The sequence below is a fragment of the Amycolatopsis sp. cmx-8-4 genome (assembly GCF_046548675.1).
GTDB lineage: Bacteria > Actinomycetota > Actinomycetes > Mycobacteriales > Pseudonocardiaceae > Amycolatopsis.
In genome coordinates this window covers 192,601-211,358 of sequence record NZ_JAEBDZ010000013.1, presented here as the reverse complement: position 1 = coordinate 211,358, position 18,758 = coordinate 192,601, and the positions used below count along the sequence as shown (strand labels likewise).

Sequence of the window (18,758 nt, the reverse complement as noted above, 5' to 3'; positions counted from 1 at the left end):
AGCGACACGGTAGGATCGGGACATGATCGACCTGGGCGAGGACCCGCTGAAGCTCGACCGGCAGGTGTGTTTCGCGCTGTCGGTGGCTTCGCGCAGCGTGATCGCGATCTACCGCCCGCTGCTGGAGCCGCACGGCCTGACCCACCCGCAGTACCTGGTGCTGCTCGCGCTGTGGGAGCGGTCGCCGCGGTCGGTGAAGGACCTCGGCGCGTCGCTCCGCCACGAGCCGGCGACGCTATCGCCGCTGCTCAAGCGCCTGGAGGCGCTCGGCTACGTCACGCGCGCCCGGAGCCGGTCCGACGAGCGCCGGCTGACGGTCGAGCTGACGGACCAGGGGCGCGCGCTGCGGGCCGAAGCGGAGAAGATCCCGTACCGCGTCGTCGAAAAGCTGGGGATGGACCTCGGTGAGCTGGAGGCGCTGCACGCCGCGCTGGGCCGGGTCATCGCCGCCACGGCCTGAGCTCCGGCGGAATGCCCCCGCCGCCCCGGAGCGTTGTGGTCTTCAGTCGAACTAGGGGGCAGTTGTGCTGAAGATCAGGCTGGGCGTCGCACCGGCGCAGGGGTCCGGGCCCGCGGAGTTCGCCGGGCTGGCGGAGCGGCTGGAGGCGGCGGGCGTCGACTCGCTGTGGCTGTCGGAGCTGGTCTACTCACCGGAAGTCGACCCGATGATCGGCATGGCGCACGCGCTGGCGCGGACGTCGAAGCTGAAGGTCGGCACGGGCGTCGCGATCTTGCCCGGTCGCCACCCGGTCCTGGTCGCCAAGCAGCTGCTCACGCTGGCCGGCCTGGCGCCGAAACGCGTGCTCCCGGTGTTCGGCCTGCGCCCGGCGCGCAAGGCCGAGCACGACCTGTTCCCGGTCCAGGAGGGCCGCCGGGCGGCGGTGTTCGACGAGTCCCTGACGTTGTTGCGACGGCTGCTCGACGAAGACGACGTCTCGTTCGAGGGCGAGTTCTTCCAGGTCTCGGGCGTCACCCTCGGTCCCCGCCCGGCGAAGCCCCTGGACGTCTGGCTGGGCGGAACCGCCCCGGCGGCCCTGGCCCGGGCGGGCCGTCTCGCCGACGGCTGGCTGGGCAGCTTCCACACGCCGGCGGAGTCCCTCGCGGCCCGGCTGGCCATCCAGCGGGCGGCCTCCGAAGCCGGGCGGGAGATCGAAGAGGACCACTTCGGGTTGAGCCTGGCGGTGGCGGACAAGGGCCTCCCCGACGCGCTGACGTCCGTGGCCGCCCGCCGTCGTCCGGGAGTACCGGTGACGGACCTGATCGCGACCAGCTGGCCGGAGGCGCGACGGCTGGTGGAGCAGCACATCGAGTCGGGCCTGAGCAAGTTCGTGATCCGGCCGGGGCACGGGGATTTCGACGGGTTCCTGGAGAAGTTCCAGTCCGAACTGGTGCCGCTGCAGAACTGAGTGCGCCGGCGATCAGCGGTGGCGCAGATCGCCGTGCATCTGACCGATCTGGATCGCGGTTCCGTTCTGCATCCCGGAAATGACGTTCATGGTCGTGCCCGGCAGTGATCTTTCGATCGTGTCCTTGGCGGCCGTCAGCTCTTTTTCGTAGTCGCCGCCGGTTCCGCGCCGCAACAGATCACCGCTGGGATTCGGCACGTACAGGTAGACGGTGCCGCGATACTCCTTGACGTGGACGTCGGCCGGAACAACTCGTGTCGTCGGTAGTCTTGCGTACTGGCTCGCCAATACGTCCTCGAAGACGCGCTGCGACAGGGCCACCGCGAGGAACGTTTCATCGGGGTCCGATCGGTCGAGCAGGTCACGCACCGGGGTGGCGTCGAGCAGCCGATGGGTGGTGATCACGGCACTGCCGATCGCGACCGCGGAAGTCGTCCCGGCAGCCGGCTCGAGGATCGGGCCGACGTTCAGGCTGGCCCGCATCCGCATGCGCACGGCGCGGCCGGCTACCCGGAGTCGCGCGTCCCGCTCGGAGAGGACCTTCTGGAGCTCGTCGAAGAGTCGGGTCACGACGGCAGGGAGGAAGCGCGGGTCGAAACCGATGCCGAAGCCGTCACCCGTTCCGTGCGGGAACAGTGCTTCGTCCCAGACCTCCCGCAGCCCGGCGCGTTCGAACGCCTGGGAGAGCACATCCGGAATCGCGGCGGACACCACCGCCTGGGTGGTGTCCGTATTGCTCCCGAATCCTTTGGTGTCCACCACCAGCAGGGCGCGGTAGGGCGGAAGCTCGGCGAGCACGTCATCGGCGGACACGATCATGGCCTCCTGGTCGTAGCGAGAGCGGCGGCTGTCGGGCATCGCCTCGGCTGTATTTGATTCTGACGGACCAGCCGGGCCGTGGACCCAGGAATTTCGTACGTTCGGGTAATCCTTCCGGTGTTTCCTGCGCTTGCGCGGAGACGACCGGTAGACAGAGAACTTCGAGGTCTGGGCGGGAGTTCTCGGATGACGTCTCAAAGCGGGCCCTCATCGCCATCCGAAGTGCACAACACCGTCGGCGACGGCGCGACCGGTGTCGTGCTGCAAGCCGGGACGATCACGGGTGACGTGTGGATCACCGGTCCGTTGCCACTGACACCGTCGTCGGTGCCTCGCCAGCTGCCACCGATGCCGTCGCACTTCACGAGCCGGACCGGCGAGCTCGCGGCCTTGGACGACATCTCCGAGCAGGACGAGGACACTGACGGACGGCCGGCGATTGTCGTGCTGATCGGGCCTGGTGGGGTGGGCAAGACCGGGCTCGCCGTGACTTGGAGCGGCAGGCATTCCGACCGCTATCCCGACGGTCAGCTGTATGCCGATCTGCGGGGTTTCTCGCCGGAAGCCGCAGTGGTCCCGGACGAGGTGCTCGGAGCCTTTCTGCGTAGTCTGGGGGTGGCGCCCGAACGAGTGCCCGTCGAACTGGTCGAACAGACAGTTTTGTTCCGGACCATGACAGCGGGCAAGCGCCTGCTGGTGGTGGTGGACAACGCGCTGTCCGTGGCGCAGGTCCGTCCCTTGATCCCTGCCTCCGGCGGTTGCATGGTGGTGGTGACCAGCAGGCTGAGGCTGGATGGACTGGGTTCCGACGGCGCGCGGTTCGTCGATGTGGCACCGCTTTCCCAGCCGCATGCCGTGGAGTTGGTGGTGCGAACGGTAGGCAGGTCCAGGGTCGCCGGTGAGCTTGCCGAAGTCGCCGAGCTGGCCACGCTGTGCGGACGGTTGCCGATCGCGTTGCGCGTGGCCGCCGCGCGACTGGCTTCCCGGCCGCGGTGGCAGGTCGCGCGGGTGGTGGCCGAACTGAGTGACGAACGGGCGCGGCTGAGCCGGTTGTCGGCTGACGGTGGCACTCCGGTGGCTACGACGTTCGACTGGTCGTACCAAGCGTTGCCGCAGACTGCCGCATCTCTCTACCGGCTGCTGAGCGAGTTCCCGGGGGCCTCGTTCGGCGTCGACGTGGCTGTCGCAGCGGCCAGGCTGAACGAGCAGACGGCGACCGACGGACTGCAAGTCCTGGTGGACGCAAGTTTGCTGGAAGAGATCGATGACGACTGCTTCCGCTTTCACGACCTTGTACGACTGCACGGTCGCGCGCAGCGGGACGACGATCGATTCGAAGTGGTGCCTCGGGTGGCGACTTGGCTCCTGCATGCGATGACGCGGGCGAACATGGTCGTCATTCCGATTCGCTGGCGGGTCAGCTCGGTCTCCGAGCAGTATCGGGACGCCCCGGCCGCGTTCGGTTCCGGGCGTGAAGCGCTCGAATGGCTCGACGAGCAGTTGCCCAACGCACTCGCCGTACTCGAGGAAGCGGCCGCACGACGGCACGACGACCTGGCGTGGCAGCTCTGCGAGGCGCTGTGGGAGCTGTTTCTGCACCGCAAGCACTTCCCGCGATGGCTGCGTTCGCACGAGATCGGGATCATCGCGGCCCAACGCTGCGGCAACCCGGTCGCGGAGTCGCGGTTGCGATGCCAGCTGGGGCGCGCCTATTTGGATCTGGGGCGGTTCGAGGTCGCGGAGCGGGAATGTACGCGGGCACTGGAGATGGCGCGCGCCGCGGGAAGCCGGCTCAACGAGTCCGTGGCGCTGGACCAGTTGGGGACAGCCGCGCAAGGGCGCGGAGATGTCGATGCGGCAGTGGCGTTCTTCTCTGAAAGCCTGGCCATGGAAAGGGAGTTGGGGATCGAGCGGGGAGTTGCCCAACGGCATCGCAGGATCGGCGAGGCACTGGTGACCGCGGGCCGTGACGACGAAGCGACGCAGCACCTCGAACTCGCACGGGAGATGTTCGGCGGCATGGGCGATGAGAAAGACGAAGCCAAGGTGATGGTGGGCCTCGCCCGGTTGGAAGCACGTGGCGGCGATATCGGTTCGGCGTTTCGGCGCTTGGACCGGGCACGTGCGGTGCTGGCCGCATCAGGGTCGGTGGTCTACGAGGCGGACGTCCTGGTCGGTTTCGCCGATGTGGCCTACTGCGACGACGACGTGCCCGCGGTTCGGGAGTATCTGGTCGAGGCACTGCAGTTGTACGAGCAGGTCGGTGGGCCGCAGGTGGAGCGGGTTCGAGCCCGGCTTGATGGGCTGAGGGCACACGGAGCCGAGAGCAGTGAGGCGCCGGCCACCGAGTAGCCACGTGTGGGTGGCTACCGCGGTGAGTTCGAGGTCGCCGGCTCTGACAGTGGTGACACCGCCAGAGCGGTCACCGATCACGCACGTCCCATCTCCGAAGCCGACGGCACTGATGGAGAGCCCGGGCAGGCGGGCGAATGAACCGGCGATGAGTGCTCGCGCGTCGGCGAATAATGCGGTCCCGGGATGGATGAGGACATCCGCCAGCGCCGGGCGCGTACAGCGCCCGGCGTCGGCGGTGACCAAGCCGGAGGTCAGCGTGTAGTGCCACAGGCGTGGTTCCGTCGTCAAGGAGTCGTCCACCGGTCCGGCCGGGACACGAGGCGTGGCAGTGGTACTGGTGACTGCGGCAATCCTCGTGCGGGTTCGCGCAGGCCCAGCATGCGGTACATGGCTGAGTGCAGGATCGCACCGGCTTCCCCAGGTCGTGAAGTCAGCAATCCGGCGATCCGTGCCCCCAACCCCCGGTCCTGTATGTCCGCCGAGTAGTGCAGTTGTGGAACCAGAGGCCGGGTCGGGTCCCACAATGGGCTGTGATCGGCGAGGACAGCGGTCGGGGAGCCCGGCAGCAGGGGCCGAGGATCGTGGGGAATCCGCAGGACCGGGGTGCCGAAGCCCGCGGCGAAACCGGTGACCGAGGTGAAGTCGCCCATCAGGTAGTCGGCGGCGGCGACCGCACCGCGCCAGTCGGTCCGGGGCGCCAGCACACCGAGCCCAGCCTCGATGCTGTCCCTGAGCCAGCCGCGCACCTGGCCCTCGCCGTGGTGCGACCAGATCTGTGGGTGAAGAGTGGCGATCACCCGGAAGCGATCCTGCGGGAGCGCATCGAGGACCTGCCGGAAGAGGCCCGGGTTGCGGCCGAAGCCGGACTGGCGTGACCACGTCGAGGTGATCACGACGATTTCCCGGTCGTCCGCGACGCCGAGAGCGCGCCGGTAGTGGTTGCGGTAGGCACGGCTGGCGACGAGCCGGTCGAACGCGATGTCTCCGGCGATGAGGGCGTGGGAAACGGCCTGCGGGCAGAACCGCGTGAGGAGGTCCAGCTCGCGCTCGTGGGTCAACACGATCTTCATGTCTTCGCGGACCTGGCCGTCTCGCAGTATCTGGTCGGGATGTAGCCCGGTGGTGGGGCCGTCACCGGGCTGAGCCGTCGGCGCCCGCCAGGACCGGTATTGCCCGAACCCGCCGCCGTGGGGGACCAGGAGCACCGGCCCGCGTATGTCGTCGATGCCGCGGATGCTGCCGGCCAGGACGAGGCCGTGCTCGTGTTCGCGGGCTTGAGACATCGGGAGGACGATTTCTCCGCGATCGCGAAGTTCCCGGGCGACGTCCGGCCAGGTGTCCTTTTCCGGCACCACGTACACCCGCTGAGCCCGGTGGTCGGTCTCGATGAGCGGGATGTGGTCGTCCAGCCTCATCAAGGCGACAATGTGCGGTGCGAGGACGGCGACGGATTTGCTTATCCGGAGTGACCAGGCCTTGTCGCGGTCGCCGATCGGGCTTTGTACCCAGGGTTCGTCGCTCATCGTGGCCTCCCCGATCGCCGTGACTCGTAGCGCAGGGCGCCGGCTCGGCCGGTGAGCACCCGGACCAGGCGGGGGAATGGTCTGTGGTCGGCACGGACTTCGACTTTCACGGTGTTCTCCTCGAACGTGCCGGCCTGCATCGGCGGCTCGCCGGACATGGGTTGGTGGTCGTGCTCGGACACGACCGGAAGCACTACCGGCAAAGCCGGCGGTGCGTCGCGGACAACCCTGTCCATGGGAGAGACACCTGGAGGGCTGGCTTATGGGCTTGTGGCCCACGCGCTCAGCCTGAGTGGCCCTGAGTCACCGATAAGGGTGACGTTGCGTCCCCGGAGAGATGATCTTGGGTCATAAGCCGGACGGCGGCACCGTCCCCGGGATGCGGGGTCGTATGCTGGCGCCTCGGCAGTAGGTCCGCGCTCGCGTCAAGGTGGGTCGGAGGTATTGCCTTTCGAAGCGGTCCCTGGGTACCAGCCGGGGGCCGCTTCTCTATGCGCGTCTCATCAGTCGTCCAGCTCTCGTAGTGTCTTGTCGATGAACTCGGGTGTTTCTTCGGGTGTGAGTGCCGCGTCTTCCAGGCGGTAGAAGATTTGCATGAACTGGGCGGCCTTCTCGGCTCCGATCACGTCGTCGAAGAACTGGTCGCCATCGGGTTGTTCGAGGTTGAGGAACAGGTCGTTGGACTCGTCGGACAGCTGCAAGAGCTCGAAAGAGCTCTGCATCCCTTCGACCCAGCCGGTCTTGAACGGCAGGATCTGCAAGGTCACATTGGGCCGCTCAGAGACCTCGCGGAGGTGACGTAGCTGGGTCCGCCAGCTCTCACCGTCGGTGACTCGCCGGCGCAGCACGGATTCGTCGAGGATGAAGAAGTGTTCGAGTTCGATGTCGTCAAGCCGCCCTTGCCGATCGGCCCGGAGCTTGATCCGTCGCGCCTGGACGTCAAGGTCTCCAGTGTCCTGCGAGACCAAGGAGCGAGTGTATTCGGGAACCTGGAGCAGCCCGGGTACCAGGTGTAGCTGATACTGGCGAAGGATGACCGTAGCTGCTTCTAGGCCCAGGAACTTCACGAACTCCGGGCTGTTGGTTCGCTTGTACCGGTCCCACCAGCCAGGTTCCCGGCCGGCTTTGGCCATCGCGACATAGTTCTCGACACGATCCCGGTCGGTGATGCCGTAGTGCAGCAGGAGAGCCTTCAGGTCGGTGATCGACAACCCGACGCTGCCGTTCTCGATGCGGATGAGTTTCGAGACCGACCAGTCCAGTGCTTCGGCGACGTCCTTCTGCGTGAGTTGTAGGGCCTCTCTCGCCTCCCTTATCTCCGCCAGCACCCGCCGCTGGCTGACTACTGGCGAGTGTGCCCTTGTCATGATCGTTTCACTCCCATCATTCTGGTGGCAAGTAGTCGATGTGCCACATGGCAGAACGATAGCACTACGAGTGCCGTACGTCATTACGCAACCAGCGTCAGTGCTCGCTGGATGGAAGCCAACTTGCCATCCGACTGCAGTCTTGCCACGCCAGGGCACAAGAAACCCTGGTCAGGGCCGTTTGGGCTGACCAGGGTGTGGTGGAACTGGACTGCAGCTAGAGGTGACTGTGAAGGAATGCCCGCCAGGTCTCGCGGGTGAATGTCAGCCGAGGGTCGGGGTTCTTCGAATCCCGTAAGTGAACGTGGCTCGGCGTTCTGGCAACTTCCACACAGTTGCCGTCGCCGCCACCCCCACTGCCGCTGGCCGAACTCTTCATCCAGGTCAAGGTGGGTTCGTTTGTCTCGCTTGAAGACTGCTTGACCTGCTCAGCCACGTGTGTCCCCCGGTTTCTCGACGGGCGCGCGCCGGCCGGCCGGGCGGCATCGAGGCCGGAACGTCGCTTAGGCGTCCATGTAGGTTAACCGTGGAATGTGATGGATCAACACCGCCGAGAGAAGGATAACGCGCGTCCGGTTGCGTAGTCGTACGGCGTTTACCTGTCAAATCAGTGACATTTCATGGACATGCATCGTGGCGAGGTTTGCTTGCCGTGTCACGTGTTCCGAGCAGCAAGGCAGTCGGGCGCACGTGCACGAGCAGTGTGCAGACGTACGTGCGTTAAATTGCGTTCCCTGCTTAGAAGAATCGGACTAGAACTCCAGCTGCTCCGTCTTCCGCGGCATGAGCAGCAGGGCCACCACCGAAAGCGCCGCCACCACCAGCAGGCCGATGAACACGTAGTGCGTGGCGTCCGCCAGCGCGCCGCGGACGAACCGCGTCACCGGCGTGTCCTCGTGGCTCCCCAGCACCAGGCTCGTGGCGTCCACCGACGGCGGAAGCTTGCCCGCCACGTCCGCCGGCGGGTTCGCGAACCGCGAAGCCAGCGTCGCGTTCGCGATCGCGCCGAACACCGCCGCGCCCACCGCGCTGCCCAGCGAGCGGCTGAACAGGTTCGTGCCCGTCACCACACCGCGCCGGTCCCAGCCGACCACCGACTGGACCGCCACCAGCGTGGGGCTCGACGACAACCCCAGGCCGATGCCCAGGACGAACGCCGCGAACGCCGCCGCCCAGATCGACGACGTCGCGCTCAGCATCGCCACCAGGACGCCGCCCGCGATGACGAACACGCTGCCGATCAACGCCGTGTCGCGGAAGCCGATCTTCAGGTAGATCTTGCCCGCCAAGGACGCCGACAGGGGCCAGCCGACCGTCAGCGCCGCGACCGCGAAGCCCGCCACCAGCGCGCCCGCCCCCAGGACGCCCTGGGCGTACGTCGGCAGGTACGACGTCAGGCCCATCAGGACCGCGCCGACGACCACCGCGACCAGGTTGCCGCCCACCAGGACCCGCCGGGTGAACACCCACAGCGGCAGCACCGGCTCGGCGACGCGCTTCTCCACCAGCACGAACGCCACCAGCAGCAGCGCGCCGACCACGAAGATCGCCACGCTCGGCAGCGAGCCCCAGCCCCACGCGACGCCGCCTTCCAGCAGGCCGAGGATCACCAGCGAACAGCCGACCGTGAGCAGCGCCGCGCCCGTGTAGTCGACCTTGTGCGCCTTGCGCTCGACCCGCTCGGTGAAGTTCCGGTGCAGCATCAGCGCGGCGATCGCGCCGAGCGGCAGGTTGATGAAGAAGATCCAGCGCCAGTCCAGGTACTCCGCGAAGACGCCGCCGAGCGTCGGCCCGACGACCGAGGCGACGCCCCACACGCTGGCGACGTAGCCCTGCACACGCGCTCGCTCCTCCACCGTGTAGAGGTCGCCGATGACCGTCATCGACATCGGCTGGATCGCCCCGGCGCCGATGCCCTGCACCGCGCGGGCGGCGATCAGCACCGGCATGCTCCACGCGGCCCCGCACAGCACCGAGCCGACGAGGAACGCCGCTATCCCGAAGAACATCACCGGACGGCGGCCGAGCACGTCGGCGAACTTGCCGTAGAGCGGGACGGTGACCGCCTGGGTCAGCAGGTAGACCGAGAACAGCCACGGGAACTGCGAGAACCCGCCGAGGTCGCGCACCACCGAGGGCACCGCGGTCGCGATGATCGTGCTGTCCAGCGCGACCAGCGCCGTGCTGAGCATGACGGCGATCAGCACCGGGCCGCGTTCGGACCGGAAGCCGACCCCTTTCACGCTGGTGGGGGCCGGGGTCGTCATGGGTGGCGTGCTCCTCGGGGTGGCCATGACCGGAGTCAACTGCTTTGCAGTCCTAAGCATTCCATCGCGGTGGTCCGCACCCCAGCGAATTTCCGTCACAGTCCCCGGCGCGGAAGATGGGAGGATGAGCGACTGGATCCGGCCGATCGAGCAGGGATGGGTGGTCCGCGACGCGGTCCCCGGCCCCGACGTCGACGAGTTCGCCGAGCCCGACCAAGTGATCGCCGCGCTGGCCGCTCCCGGCGCCGCGGACACCTTGCTGGCCGTGCAGCACCCGGCCCGCACGCCGGCGGCGCTGGCCCACGGGCTCGACCAGACCGCGGCCGTCCCGATCGCCCGGGCCATGCTCGAACGGCTCCGCAAGCGCTACTACCGGCCGATGCGGCGGTTCGTCGCGCCGTACCGGATCGAGGGCCCGGACGGCGTCGCGTCCGGCCTGCTCTGCCTGGTCGACCCGGCCGCGGTGACCGACGACGGCACCGCGCGGGTGCGGCACACCGAGGACGTCTACCCGGACGTCGTCGCCGAGCGGGCGGCCGTGCTGGCCGGGCTGGGCTGCGCGACCAGCGCCGCGCTGCTCGTCCCGGCCACGGACGGCGACCTGCTGACCGAGCAGGTCGAACGCGCCTGCGCCGGCCTCGGCCTGCCCGATCTGTCCACTTCGGACGCCGCGGGCCGCCGGCACGAGCTGTGGGCGGTGCCCGCCGGGCCGCTGCAGGACCGGCTGCTGGCCGCGGTCGCGGGCGCCGACCTGCTGGTCGCCGACGGCAACCACCGCGTGGCCGCGGCCGCGGCGGCCGGCCACGGCGCGCTCCTCGCCCTGGTCACGGCGGGCCCGCAGCTGCGGATCGGCGCGATCAACCGGGTGCTGACAGGCACCGGGTTCGGCCCGGAGGAGCTGGTGTCGCGCTGGTGCGCGGCCGGCCTCGACGTCCGCTTCGACGACCACGCCGTCCCGGTGCCGGGCGAGGTCGTGGTCCACGCGGGTTCGGCGGTGCTACGGGTCCCGCTGCCGAAGCAGGCCTGGCCGGGCCCGGTGATCGACCACGAGATCGTCGAACGCGTCCTGTTCGCCGACGCGCTCGGCGTCGACCCGGACGGCCCGCACGTCCACCCGCTCCCGGCCGGACGCCCGGCACCGCACGACGCGGACGCCGTGGTCCTGCTGGCCCCGGTGGCCTACGCCGACGTCCTGGCGGTGCACGCGGCGGGCCGCCGGATGCCCCGCAAGGCCACGTACTTCACACCGAAGCCCCGCAGCGGCCTGGTCCTGGCGGCGCTCTGACGCTGGGGGTCGTGAGTGGTTGGGGCGGTTCTAACCGCCCTGACCACTCACGACCCGTCCCACCAGGCCAGGACGCGCGTCGCCGACAGGGTCAGCCACTTCGACGGCTCGCCCTCCGGGACGTCGGTCTCGAACCACGTCCGGCCCTTGAGCCGGCGGCCCTGCAGCCACGTGCCGTCCGGCTGCCGGGCCGCGCGGATCAGCTCGATCGCCTCCGCCATGCGCGGGTCCGGCCGCGTGCCGTCGAACCGGGACGCCAGGCGGAAGTACTCGGCCGCGTTGAGCACGGTGTACTGCCAGAGGAACGGGTACGAGAAGCTGCCCACCTCCGGCAGCACCGGTTCGCCGGTCGACAGCCGGCGGAAGAGACCGCGCTCCAGGAGGTACTCCTCGCCGCCGCGGCGGGCGGCGTGGGTCGCCGGTGAGCCGCCCGTCGCCGTGTCCCAGGCGAGCAGGCCCTTGAGCGAGTTGAGGGTCGAGTGGACGGACGAGCGCGTCGAACCTTCGACCCACTCGCAGTTCCAGCCGCCGTCCGGTAGCCGGTGCTCGACGAACCAGCCGGCGATCCCGGCGACGTCGGCGCCGAGCCACAGGCCGTTCATGAGCGTCCACGCGTTGATGCAGCAGTCGACCTCGCCACCCCAGTACGGCAGGTTCTCGTACTCCCACCGGGAGTTCTCCGCGAGCAGCTGCGCCGTCCCGCTCAGAGCAGCGGCGTCGACGCCCCACTCCCGCAGGTCGTTGAGGACCCACGTCGTCGCCGTCCAGGGCTGGCCGTCCGTCTTCATGCTCGCGAAGTCGAAGTCCGCCGGGAAGAACGCGCCGCCGGCCCACTGGCCGTCCGAGTCCTGCCTCGCCAGCAGCCGTGCGCCGAAACCGTCGGTCGTCACGCGGGCGCGGGTGGCCTCCCAGACCGGCGGCGGCTCGCCCAGCAGGTCGCGCTCGACCTGCCAGCGCAGGGCCGGGTCGGCGTCGCGCAGCCAGGCGAGCACGTCCATCAGACGCCCGTGACGCCGTCGATGGCCTCCCGGAGGAAGTCCGCGTGGCCGTTGTGCCGGGCGTACTCGTGCATCATGTGGAGCATCACCAGGCGCAGCGAGACGTCTTCGCCCCAGCGCACCTGGTACCCGGTGACGTCGAGGGACTCGGCGGCCTCTTCGATCTTGCGCGACTGCTCGACTTCGGCCTGCCAGGCTTCGAACGCCTCCGCGCGCGTCGAGGAGCTCGCGTCGTAGGCGGCCTGGAAGTCGCCGTCGGCCGAGTACCGCAGCGGGACGTCCTCGGCGTTGATCACCCGCCGGAACCAGGTGCGCTCGACCTCGGCCATGTGCTGGACGAGACCGAGCAGGGACAGCGTCGAGGGCGGGCTCGAGGCGCGGCGAAGGTCCTCGTCGGACAGTCCGTCGCACTTCATGGCGAGGGTGGCGCGGTGGAAGTCGAGGAACGTGCGCAGCATTTCGCGCTCGCCCCCGATCGACGGCGGTTCCGGGCGTTCGGTGGTCACGAGGACGTGTGTATCACGTCCGGCTGTGTCGTTTTTCAAAAGAAGTGTCGTACCCGTGATTTAAGCTCGCGCGGTGGACTTGCCCGTGATGCCGCCCGTGCGGCCGATGCTCGCGAAAGCCGTGCACGACGTGCCGCGCACGCCGGGCCTGCTCTACGAGCCCAAGTGGGACGGTTTCCGTTGCATCGTGTTCCGCGACGGTGACGAGATCGAGCTCGGCTCCCGCAACGACCGCCCGCTCACCCGGTACTTCCCGGAGCTGGTGGAGCTGCTGGCCGCCGCGCTGCCGCCGAGGTGCGTGGTCGACGGCGAGATCGTCCTCGTCACCCCGGCCGGCCTGGACTTCGAGGTGCTGCAGCTGCGGCTGCACCCGGCGGCCTCGCGCGTGCGGAAGCTCGCGGAGGAGACTCCGGCCAGCTTCGTCGCCTTCGACCTGCTCGCCCTCGGGGACACGGACCTCACCGGCGAGCCGTTCCGGGAGCGGCGCCGGCAGCTCGAAAGCGTCCTGCGGACCGACGCCGAAGGGCTGCAGCGCGTCCACCTGACCCCGCTGAGCGAGGACCCCGACCAGGCCGCGGACTGGTTCACCCGGTTCGAGGGCGCGGGCTTCGACGGCGTCATGGCCAAGCCCGCCGACGAGCCGTACGAGCAGGACAAGCGCGTCATGTGGAAGGTCAAGCACGAGCGCACCGCGGACTGCGTCGTGACCGGCTTCCGCTGGCACAAGGACGGCGCCGGCGTCGGCTCGCTGCTGCTCGGCCTGTTCGACGGCGAAGGCGTGCTGCACCACGTCGGCGTGGCCAGCAGCTTCACGAAGGCGCGGCGGGCCGAGCTGGTCGAGGAACTGGCGCCGCTGCGGGAGAACGCGCTGGAGGGCCACCCCTGGCGTTCCTGGGCCGAGTACGAGCCCCAGCCGGGCCGGCAACCGGGCGCGAACAGCCGCTGGGCGCCCGGCAAGGATCTCGCTTGGGAGCCGCTGCGCACCGAGTGGGTGGCCGAGGTCCGCTACGAGCACCTGCAGGGCGGCCGCTTCCGCCACGGCGGGCGGCTGGTCCGCTTCCGGCCCGACCGCATCCCGGAGTCCTGCACGTACGCCCAGCTCGACGAAGCACCGCCCGCCGAGCTGGCCAAGCTGTTCGGGGAGGCGCGATGAGCGGCGCGGTGCTGCTGGACGTCGACGGCGTCGAGGTCAGGATCAGCAGTCCGGACAAGGTCTACTTCCCCGAGCGGGGTGAGTCGAAGCTCGACCTCGTCGAGTACTACCGCGCGGTCGCCGGGCCGCTGCTGGCCCGGCTCGGCGGGCGCCCGCTGCTGCTGGAGCGCTACCCGGACGGCGCGGGCGGCAAGAACTGGTTCCAGAAACGCGTGCCCCAGGGTGCGCCGCCGTGGCTGTCCACCACGGTGGTGTCGACGCCGAACGGCACCACGAGTGACGCGCTGGTCGCGAAGGACCTGGCGCACATCCTCTGGGCGGTGAACCTCGGGTGCCTCGGCTTCCACGTGTGGCCGTACCGCGCCGACACGCCCGAGGTCGCCGACGAGCTGCGCGTCGACCTCGACCCGTCACCGGGCATCGGGTTCGGCGACCTGTGCGAGGCCGCGCTGCTGACCAGGGAGTTCCTGGGTGAGCTCGGCATCGAAGGCCACCTCAAGACGTCCGGCTCGCGGGGGCTGCACTTGTACGTGCTGCTGGAGCCGCGCTGGGACAGCTTCCAGGTGCGGGCCGCGGCGGTCGCGCTGGCGCGGGCGCTCGAACGGCGGCACCCCGCGAAGATCACGGCGCAGTGGTGGAAGGAGGAGCGCGGCTCGCGCGTGTTCGTGGACTTCAACCAGAACGCGCCGCACAAGACCGTCTTCGGCACGTGGTGCGTGCGCCCGCGCGTCGGCGGCCAGGTGTCCACGCCGATCGCGTGGGACGAGCTGGCCGGCGTCGAGCCCGACACGTTCACGCTGAGCACGGTGCCGGCCCGGCTGGCCGAGCTGGGTGACCCGTGGGCGGGCGCGGGGGAGCGGCCGCAGTCGATCGAGCCGCTGCTGGCGCTGTCGGAGGCCGACATGGCCGGCGGGCTGATGGACGCGCCGTGGCCGCCGGTCTACCCGAAGATGCCGAACGAGCCGCCGCGCGTCGCGCCGAGCCGGGCGAAGAAGGCCTGACCTTGACGACCGTCGCGGAGTGCGCGGCCGACGACGGACTGCTGGTCGCGCTGGTCACGGCGATGACGGCGGAGCTGGTGGTGGTCTACAACCTGCCGGTCGACGCCCAGCCGTCACCCCTGCGGCCGGGAACCCGCCACCTCCTGGCGTGGGACGGCGAGCGGGCGATCGGCTGCTGCGCGATCGAGCCGGTGGAGCCGGGCGTGTACGAGCTGAAGCGGATGTTCGTGGCCCCGGACGCACGGGGTTCGGGCGTGTCGGGTGCGTTGGTGACCGCGTCCGAACGCCTGGCCCGGGAGGCGGGTGGGGCCCGCATCCGCCTGGAGACAGGCGTCCGTCAGCCCGCGGCGATGCGCCTGTACGAGCGCGCGGGCTTCCGGCGGGTGCCGAACTTCCCGCCGCACGAGGCCGACCCGGAGTCGGTCTGTTACGAGAAGCCGCTGGTGTAGCCGTGGATCGGGGCACGGTTTGCCGGAAAGCGGCTAGATCTCCAGCTCGAGGCTGAGCTGGCCGCGGTTCTCGGTTCCCGGGGCGAGCCGCAAGCCCGCCGGGGGAGCGGGCAGTGTCGCCACGCACTCCGGGCACGGTGCGACTTCGGATGTCGTCAAGTCGACAGGCTTCCAGCTGCGTGACTCGCGCTCCCCGCAGGCCGACCGCCGGTAGCGGAGGTCGCCCGAGCGGGTCATCAGGTGCGCTTGCGGGACTTCTTCGGGCAGCACGCCGACCAGGTACCAGCGTGGTGCGCTCACCTCGGTGGTCGTCATGGCCGACAGTCTCTGCCGCGGCCGGCGGGAACCCGCGGTTTTGCCGATCTTCGGCGTGGCGCGGGCTCAGGCTTCGTCGGGCAGATACCGGAGGATGTGCAGCAGGCCGCGCTCGTCGACCACCTCCGGGTCGGCCGCGACGCAGCCGCTCAGGTCGGCCGACACCGCTTCGGCGTCGAGGCCGGCGCCGATCAGCACCAGCTCGGTGCGGTGTGGCGCTCCAGGTGGCCAGGCCGAGCGATCGACCTGCACGAACCCGCCGACCGTGTGCAGCCGGAAGCGCGTCCCCGCGCCGAAGTCGGCCTGGCCCTTCATGCGGTAGAGGCCCGCCGGGCGGCGCTCGAGGAACTCGACGAACGCTCGCGGCGCCAGTGGTGTCTCGGCGGTGAAGGTGACCGTCTCGTACTCGGCGTGCAGGTGCCGGGAATGGTCGTGGTCGTCCTCGCGCAGGTCGTCGAAGGACAGCTGGCCGACCCGCTCGCCGCGGGGTTCCGGGTCGAAGAACAGCCGCGGGTCGACCCGGCCGTGGGCGGTGACCAGCACCGGGCGGCCCGGCGCCAGCTCCTCGACGGTCGCCGTGACCTTCGCCAGCGCCTCGGCGTCGACGCGGTCGGCCTTGTTCAGCACCACCAGGTCGGCCAGCCGCAGGTGATCGGCCAGCTCGGGGTGGCGTTCGCGGGCGGCCTCGAACTCGGCGGCGTCCACCACCTCGGCCAGCCCGCCGTAGCGGATGTCCGGGTTCTCGCTGGCGATCATCAGCCGGATCAGGTCGCGCGGCTCGGCGATGCCGCTGGCCTCGACGACGATGACGTCCATCCCCGCCTCGGCCGACGACAGCCGGCCCAGCATCGCGTCCAGCCCGCTGGCGTCGACCGCGCAGCACAGGCAGCCGTTGCCCAGCGAGACCATCGTGTCGACCTGCCCGGCCACGGCCAGCGCGTCGACGTTCACGCTGCCGAAGTCGTTGACCACGACGCCGACCCGGGCGCCCTCGCGGTTGGCGAGCAGGTGGTTGAGCAGCGTCGTCTTGCCCGCGCCGAGGAACCCGGCGACGAGGACCACGGGGATCCGGTTCACGAAACGTCCTCCTCTGCCGATCAGGCGACTCTAAACGACGTGCCCGCACGCGTGCGTACACGGGGGACCGGCGCCGGGAAAGGCCGTTCGGCGATTACCCACGAAAAGCCGAAGATCGGCGCACGGGAAAGAATCACGCGGCCTTCGACGGTAAATGTGATCGATTGACGGGAAATGCGCTGCGACATGTCCGGATAACACGTGGTGACGGCTATTTTTCCGACGTTTTCCCAGGTTGTGGCGATATTTCGGGAGACGCGGAACGTACTGGGCATTCGGGGACCGTGTCCCGCGAAACGTGAGGTATCCTCCCCCGCCTGGTCGGAAGCGCCCGTGCTGCAGGCGTTTCCGGCCGACAGTGTCGTCGGCGACCATCGGAGGAACGGTGAACCTTCCCGTCGGGATGCAGATCACGATTTCGGAGAGTGGGGTAGCACGGTGACCACTACGTCCGAGCGGGTGACGACCGCGCCGGTACTTTACCACCAACGGGTGTCGGGGGAACAGAGCGTCAATTCCGCGAAGGCCGAGGAATTCCTCAACCTCATGTTCGAAGAAGGGGCCGCCGAACAGGGCACGTGGCTCGAAACGCGGCTCGCCGAGGTGCGCGCCGAAATCGCCGAAACCGGCACCTACCGGCACACGCCCGCCGAGCTGGCGTTCGGCGCCCGTGTCGCCTGGCGCAACTCGGCCCGCTGCATCGGCCGGCTCTACTGGAACAGCCTCCGCGTCCGGGACCGGCGCCGGGTCACCGACCCCGCCGACATCGCCGGCGAGTGCGTCGCCCACCTGCGCCAGGCCACCCGGTCCGGCCGGATCCGCCCGACCGTCACCGTCTTCGCCCCGGACACGCCCGAGAGGCCGGGGCCGCGCATCCACAACGAGCAGCTCATCCGCTACGCGGGCTACCGGCTGGAGGACGGCTCGGTGCTCGGCGACCCGCGGTGCGCCGGGTTCACCGAGCAGGTACGGCGGCTCGGCTGGCGGCCACCGGAGCGCAGAGGCTCCTTCGACCTCCTCCCGCTGCTGGTCGAGTCGGACCCCGGCGATCCGCGGCTGTACACGCTGCCCGCGGACGCCGTGCTGGAGGTGCCGCTGAGCCACCCCGACCACCGCTGGTTCGCCGGGCTGGGGCTGCGCTGGCACGCCGTCCCGGCGATCAGCAACATGCCGCTGGAGATCGGGGGCGTCACATACCCGGCCGCGCCGTTCAACGGCTGGTACCTCGGCACCGAGGTCGGCGCCCGCAACCTGGCCGACGAGGACCGCTACGACCTGCTGCCCGCCATCGCGGAGCTGATGGGCCTGGACACCGGCTCCGAGCGCACGCTGTGGCGCGACCGGGCGCTCGTCGAGCTGACGCTGGCCGTGCAGCACTCGTTCGACGCGGCGGGCGTGACGATGGCCGACCACCACACCGAGTCGCGGCGGTTCCTGACGCACCTGGAGAAGGAGGAACGCGCCGGACGCCGGTGCCCGGCCGACTGGAGCTGGATCGTGCCGCCCGTTTCCGGTGGTCAGACCGCCGTGTTCCGGCGTTACTACGACGAACCCGACCCCGCGACGCGCCCGGCGTTCCTGCCGCCCGGCTGAGGAGAAGCGCCCGTTCGGCGGATCGTGACCGGCCCGCGGCGCCGATTCGAGGACGAAGGCCGACAATGGACCCATGACCGCAGTCCTCGTCGCCCACTCCGGACGACACGGCGGCACCCGGCAGATCGCCGAGGTCATCGCCGCGGAGCTCCGCGGAATCGGCCTGTCCGTGGACGTACGCGACGCCGCCGACGTCGCCACCGTCGACGGGTACGCCGCGGTGGTCGTCGGCAGCGCCCTGTACTACCACCGCTGGCGGCCGGACGCCGTCCGGCTGCTGGAGCACCACGCCCGGGCGCTGGCCGAGCGTCCGGTGTGGCTGTTCCACAGCGGCCCGTGCGGCCCGGGCGCGGCCACCCACCAGGTGGGCCTGCCGGCGAACGTGGCGCTGCTCGCGGCGCGCATCGACGCCGAGCGCACGGCCACCTTCGGCGGCCGCCTCGACCCGTCGACCGTGCGCGGCCTGATTCCGCGGCTGATGGCGTCGGGCCAGCGCGCCGGCGACTTCCGTGACTGGGACCGGATCAAGGCCTGGGCCCGGGACGTCGGCCGCCGGGTGCGCATCGGCGTCCCGCACTGATCACGACGTCCGCTCTTGCCCGCACGGGGTCGGCGGTGCTAGACCAACCCTGAAGTCTTCCGGT

General features: G+C 69.9%; 19 protein-coding genes. 9 read left to right on the top strand and 10 right to left on the bottom strand.

The window, feature by feature from the left end; all coding sequences use genetic code 11:
- The first annotated feature begins 22 nt into the window (after positions 1–22).
- Both ACLJQZ_RS27405 and ACLJQZ_RS27400 read left to right on the top strand, forming a co-directional pair.
- Complete coding sequence (locus ACLJQZ_RS27405) at positions 23–460, top strand: MarR family transcriptional regulator (RefSeq protein WP_326948768.1); 438 nt, start codon at positions 23–25, stop codon at positions 458–460.
- 64 nt (positions 461–524) lie between these two features.
- Positions 525–1,406, top strand: a complete 882-nt coding sequence (locus ACLJQZ_RS27400; RefSeq protein ID WP_410622736.1) for a TIGR03854 family LLM class F420-dependent oxidoreductase — start codon at positions 525–527, stop codon at positions 1,404–1,406.
- Positions 1,407–1,418: 12 nt separating this feature from the next.
- On the opposite strand, the gene ACLJQZ_RS27395 is transcribed toward ACLJQZ_RS27400, so the two are convergent.
- On the bottom strand, positions 1,419–2,264 hold the full coding sequence (locus ACLJQZ_RS27395; protein ID WP_410622735.1) for a hypothetical protein: 846 nt from the start codon (positions 2,262–2,264) through the stop codon (positions 1,419–1,421).
- Positions 2,265–2,447: 183 nt separating this feature from the next.
- On the opposite strand from ACLJQZ_RS27395, the gene ACLJQZ_RS27390 reads away from it, so the two are divergent.
- On the top strand, positions 2,448–4,577 hold the full coding sequence (locus ACLJQZ_RS27390) for an ATP-binding protein (protein WP_410622734.1): 2,130 nt from the start codon (positions 2,448–2,450) through the stop codon (positions 4,575–4,577).
- A 287-nt stretch (positions 4,578–4,864) separates the two neighbouring features.
- Here ACLJQZ_RS27390 and ACLJQZ_RS27385 read toward each other — a convergent pair whose 3' ends face one another.
- The 4 genes from ACLJQZ_RS27385 to ACLJQZ_RS27370 form a co-directional block, all read right to left on the bottom strand.
- Positions 4,865–6,103 carry a hypothetical protein gene (locus tag ACLJQZ_RS27385; protein ID WP_410622733.1) on the bottom strand — a complete coding sequence of 413 codons (1,239 nt, stop codon included), beginning with the start codon at positions 6,101–6,103 and terminating at the stop codon, positions 4,865–4,867.
- A gap of 503 nt (positions 6,104–6,606) precedes the next feature.
- The gene (locus tag ACLJQZ_RS27380) at positions 6,607–7,431 is read right to left on the bottom strand and encodes a helix-turn-helix domain-containing protein (RefSeq protein WP_410622732.1); all 825 of its coding nucleotides are present in this window, start codon (positions 7,429–7,431) and stop codon (positions 6,607–6,609) included.
- Between the two features lie 256 nt (positions 7,432–7,687).
- Positions 7,688–7,849, bottom strand: coding sequence for a DUF397 domain-containing protein (locus ACLJQZ_RS27375; protein WP_410622772.1), 162 nt, complete (start codon positions 7,847–7,849; stop codon positions 7,688–7,690).
- Positions 7,850–8,222: 373 nt separating this feature from the next.
- Entirely contained in the window at positions 8,223–9,737 is a 1,515-nt protein-coding gene (locus tag ACLJQZ_RS27370; protein WP_410622731.1) for an MDR family MFS transporter, read from the bottom strand.
- 124 nt (positions 9,738–9,861) lie between these two features.
- On the opposite strand from ACLJQZ_RS27370, the gene ACLJQZ_RS27365 reads away from it, so the two are divergent.
- The gene (locus ACLJQZ_RS27365) at positions 9,862–11,022 is read left to right on the top strand and encodes a DUF1015 family protein (protein ID WP_410622730.1); all 1,161 of its coding nucleotides are present in this window, start codon (positions 9,862–9,864) and stop codon (positions 11,020–11,022) included.
- Between the two features lie 47 nt (positions 11,023–11,069).
- On the opposite strand, the gene ACLJQZ_RS27360 is transcribed toward ACLJQZ_RS27365, so the two are convergent.
- Positions 11,070–12,020 carry a squalene cyclase gene (locus ACLJQZ_RS27360; RefSeq protein ID WP_410622729.1) on the bottom strand — a complete coding sequence of 317 codons (951 nt, stop codon included), beginning with the start codon at positions 12,018–12,020 and terminating at the stop codon, positions 11,070–11,072.
- Positions 12,020–12,526, bottom strand: a complete 507-nt coding sequence (locus ACLJQZ_RS27355) for a DinB family protein (protein ID WP_326948773.1) — start codon at positions 12,524–12,526, stop codon at positions 12,020–12,022. The genes ACLJQZ_RS27360 and ACLJQZ_RS27355 overlap by 1 nt, the downstream gene beginning before the upstream one ends.
- A 73-nt stretch (positions 12,527–12,599) precedes the next feature.
- On the opposite strand from ACLJQZ_RS27355, the gene ACLJQZ_RS27350 reads away from it, so the two are divergent.
- From ACLJQZ_RS27350 to ACLJQZ_RS27340, 3 genes are read left to right on the top strand one after another with little or no spacing between them, the layout of a single operon-like run.
- Entirely contained in the window at positions 12,600–13,679 is a 1,080-nt protein-coding gene (locus ACLJQZ_RS27350) for an ATP-dependent DNA ligase (RefSeq protein WP_410622728.1), read from the top strand.
- Positions 13,676–14,680, top strand: a complete 1,005-nt coding sequence (gene ligD, locus ACLJQZ_RS27345) for a non-homologous end-joining DNA ligase (protein WP_410622727.1) — start codon at positions 13,676–13,678, stop codon at positions 14,678–14,680. Before ACLJQZ_RS27350 ends, ligD begins: the two co-directional genes overlap by 4 nt.
- 2 nt (positions 14,681–14,682) lie before the next feature.
- Positions 14,683–15,129 (top strand): GNAT family N-acetyltransferase, encoded by a 447-nt coding sequence (locus ACLJQZ_RS27340; RefSeq protein WP_410622726.1) that lies wholly within the window; start codon positions 14,683–14,685, stop codon positions 15,127–15,129.
- A 33-nt stretch (positions 15,130–15,162) separates the two neighbouring features.
- On the opposite strand, the gene ACLJQZ_RS27335 is transcribed toward ACLJQZ_RS27340, so the two are convergent.
- The 3 genes from ACLJQZ_RS27335 to ACLJQZ_RS27325 all read right to left on the bottom strand — a co-directional run bounded on the left by ACLJQZ_RS27335 (position 15,163) and on the right by ACLJQZ_RS27325 (position 16,796).
- On the bottom strand, positions 15,163–15,444 hold the full coding sequence (locus tag ACLJQZ_RS27335; RefSeq protein ID WP_410622725.1) for a hypothetical protein: 282 nt from the start codon (positions 15,442–15,444) through the stop codon (positions 15,163–15,165).
- A 66-nt stretch (positions 15,445–15,510) separates the two neighbouring features.
- Positions 15,511–16,521, bottom strand: coding sequence for a CobW family GTP-binding protein (locus tag ACLJQZ_RS27330; RefSeq protein ID WP_410622724.1), 1,011 nt, complete (start codon positions 16,519–16,521; stop codon positions 15,511–15,513).
- Positions 16,522–16,541: 20 nt separating this feature from the next.
- On the bottom strand, positions 16,542–16,796 hold the full coding sequence (locus tag ACLJQZ_RS27325) for a hypothetical protein (protein ID WP_410622723.1): 255 nt from the start codon (positions 16,794–16,796) through the stop codon (positions 16,542–16,544).
- A gap of 163 nt (positions 16,797–16,959) precedes the next feature.
- On the opposite strand from ACLJQZ_RS27325, the gene ACLJQZ_RS27320 reads away from it, so the two are divergent.
- Both ACLJQZ_RS27320 and ACLJQZ_RS27315 read left to right on the top strand, forming a co-directional pair.
- Positions 16,960–18,114 carry a nitric oxide synthase oxygenase gene (locus ACLJQZ_RS27320; RefSeq protein ID WP_410622722.1) on the top strand — a complete coding sequence of 385 codons (1,155 nt, stop codon included), beginning with the start codon at positions 16,960–16,962 and terminating at the stop codon, positions 18,112–18,114.
- A 73-nt stretch (positions 18,115–18,187) separates the two neighbouring features.
- Positions 18,188–18,694: a flavodoxin domain-containing protein gene (locus ACLJQZ_RS27315; protein ID WP_410622721.1), complete on the top strand. Its 507-nt coding sequence runs from the start codon at positions 18,188–18,190 to the stop codon at positions 18,692–18,694.
- Positions 18,695–18,758: the final 64 nt, after the last annotated feature.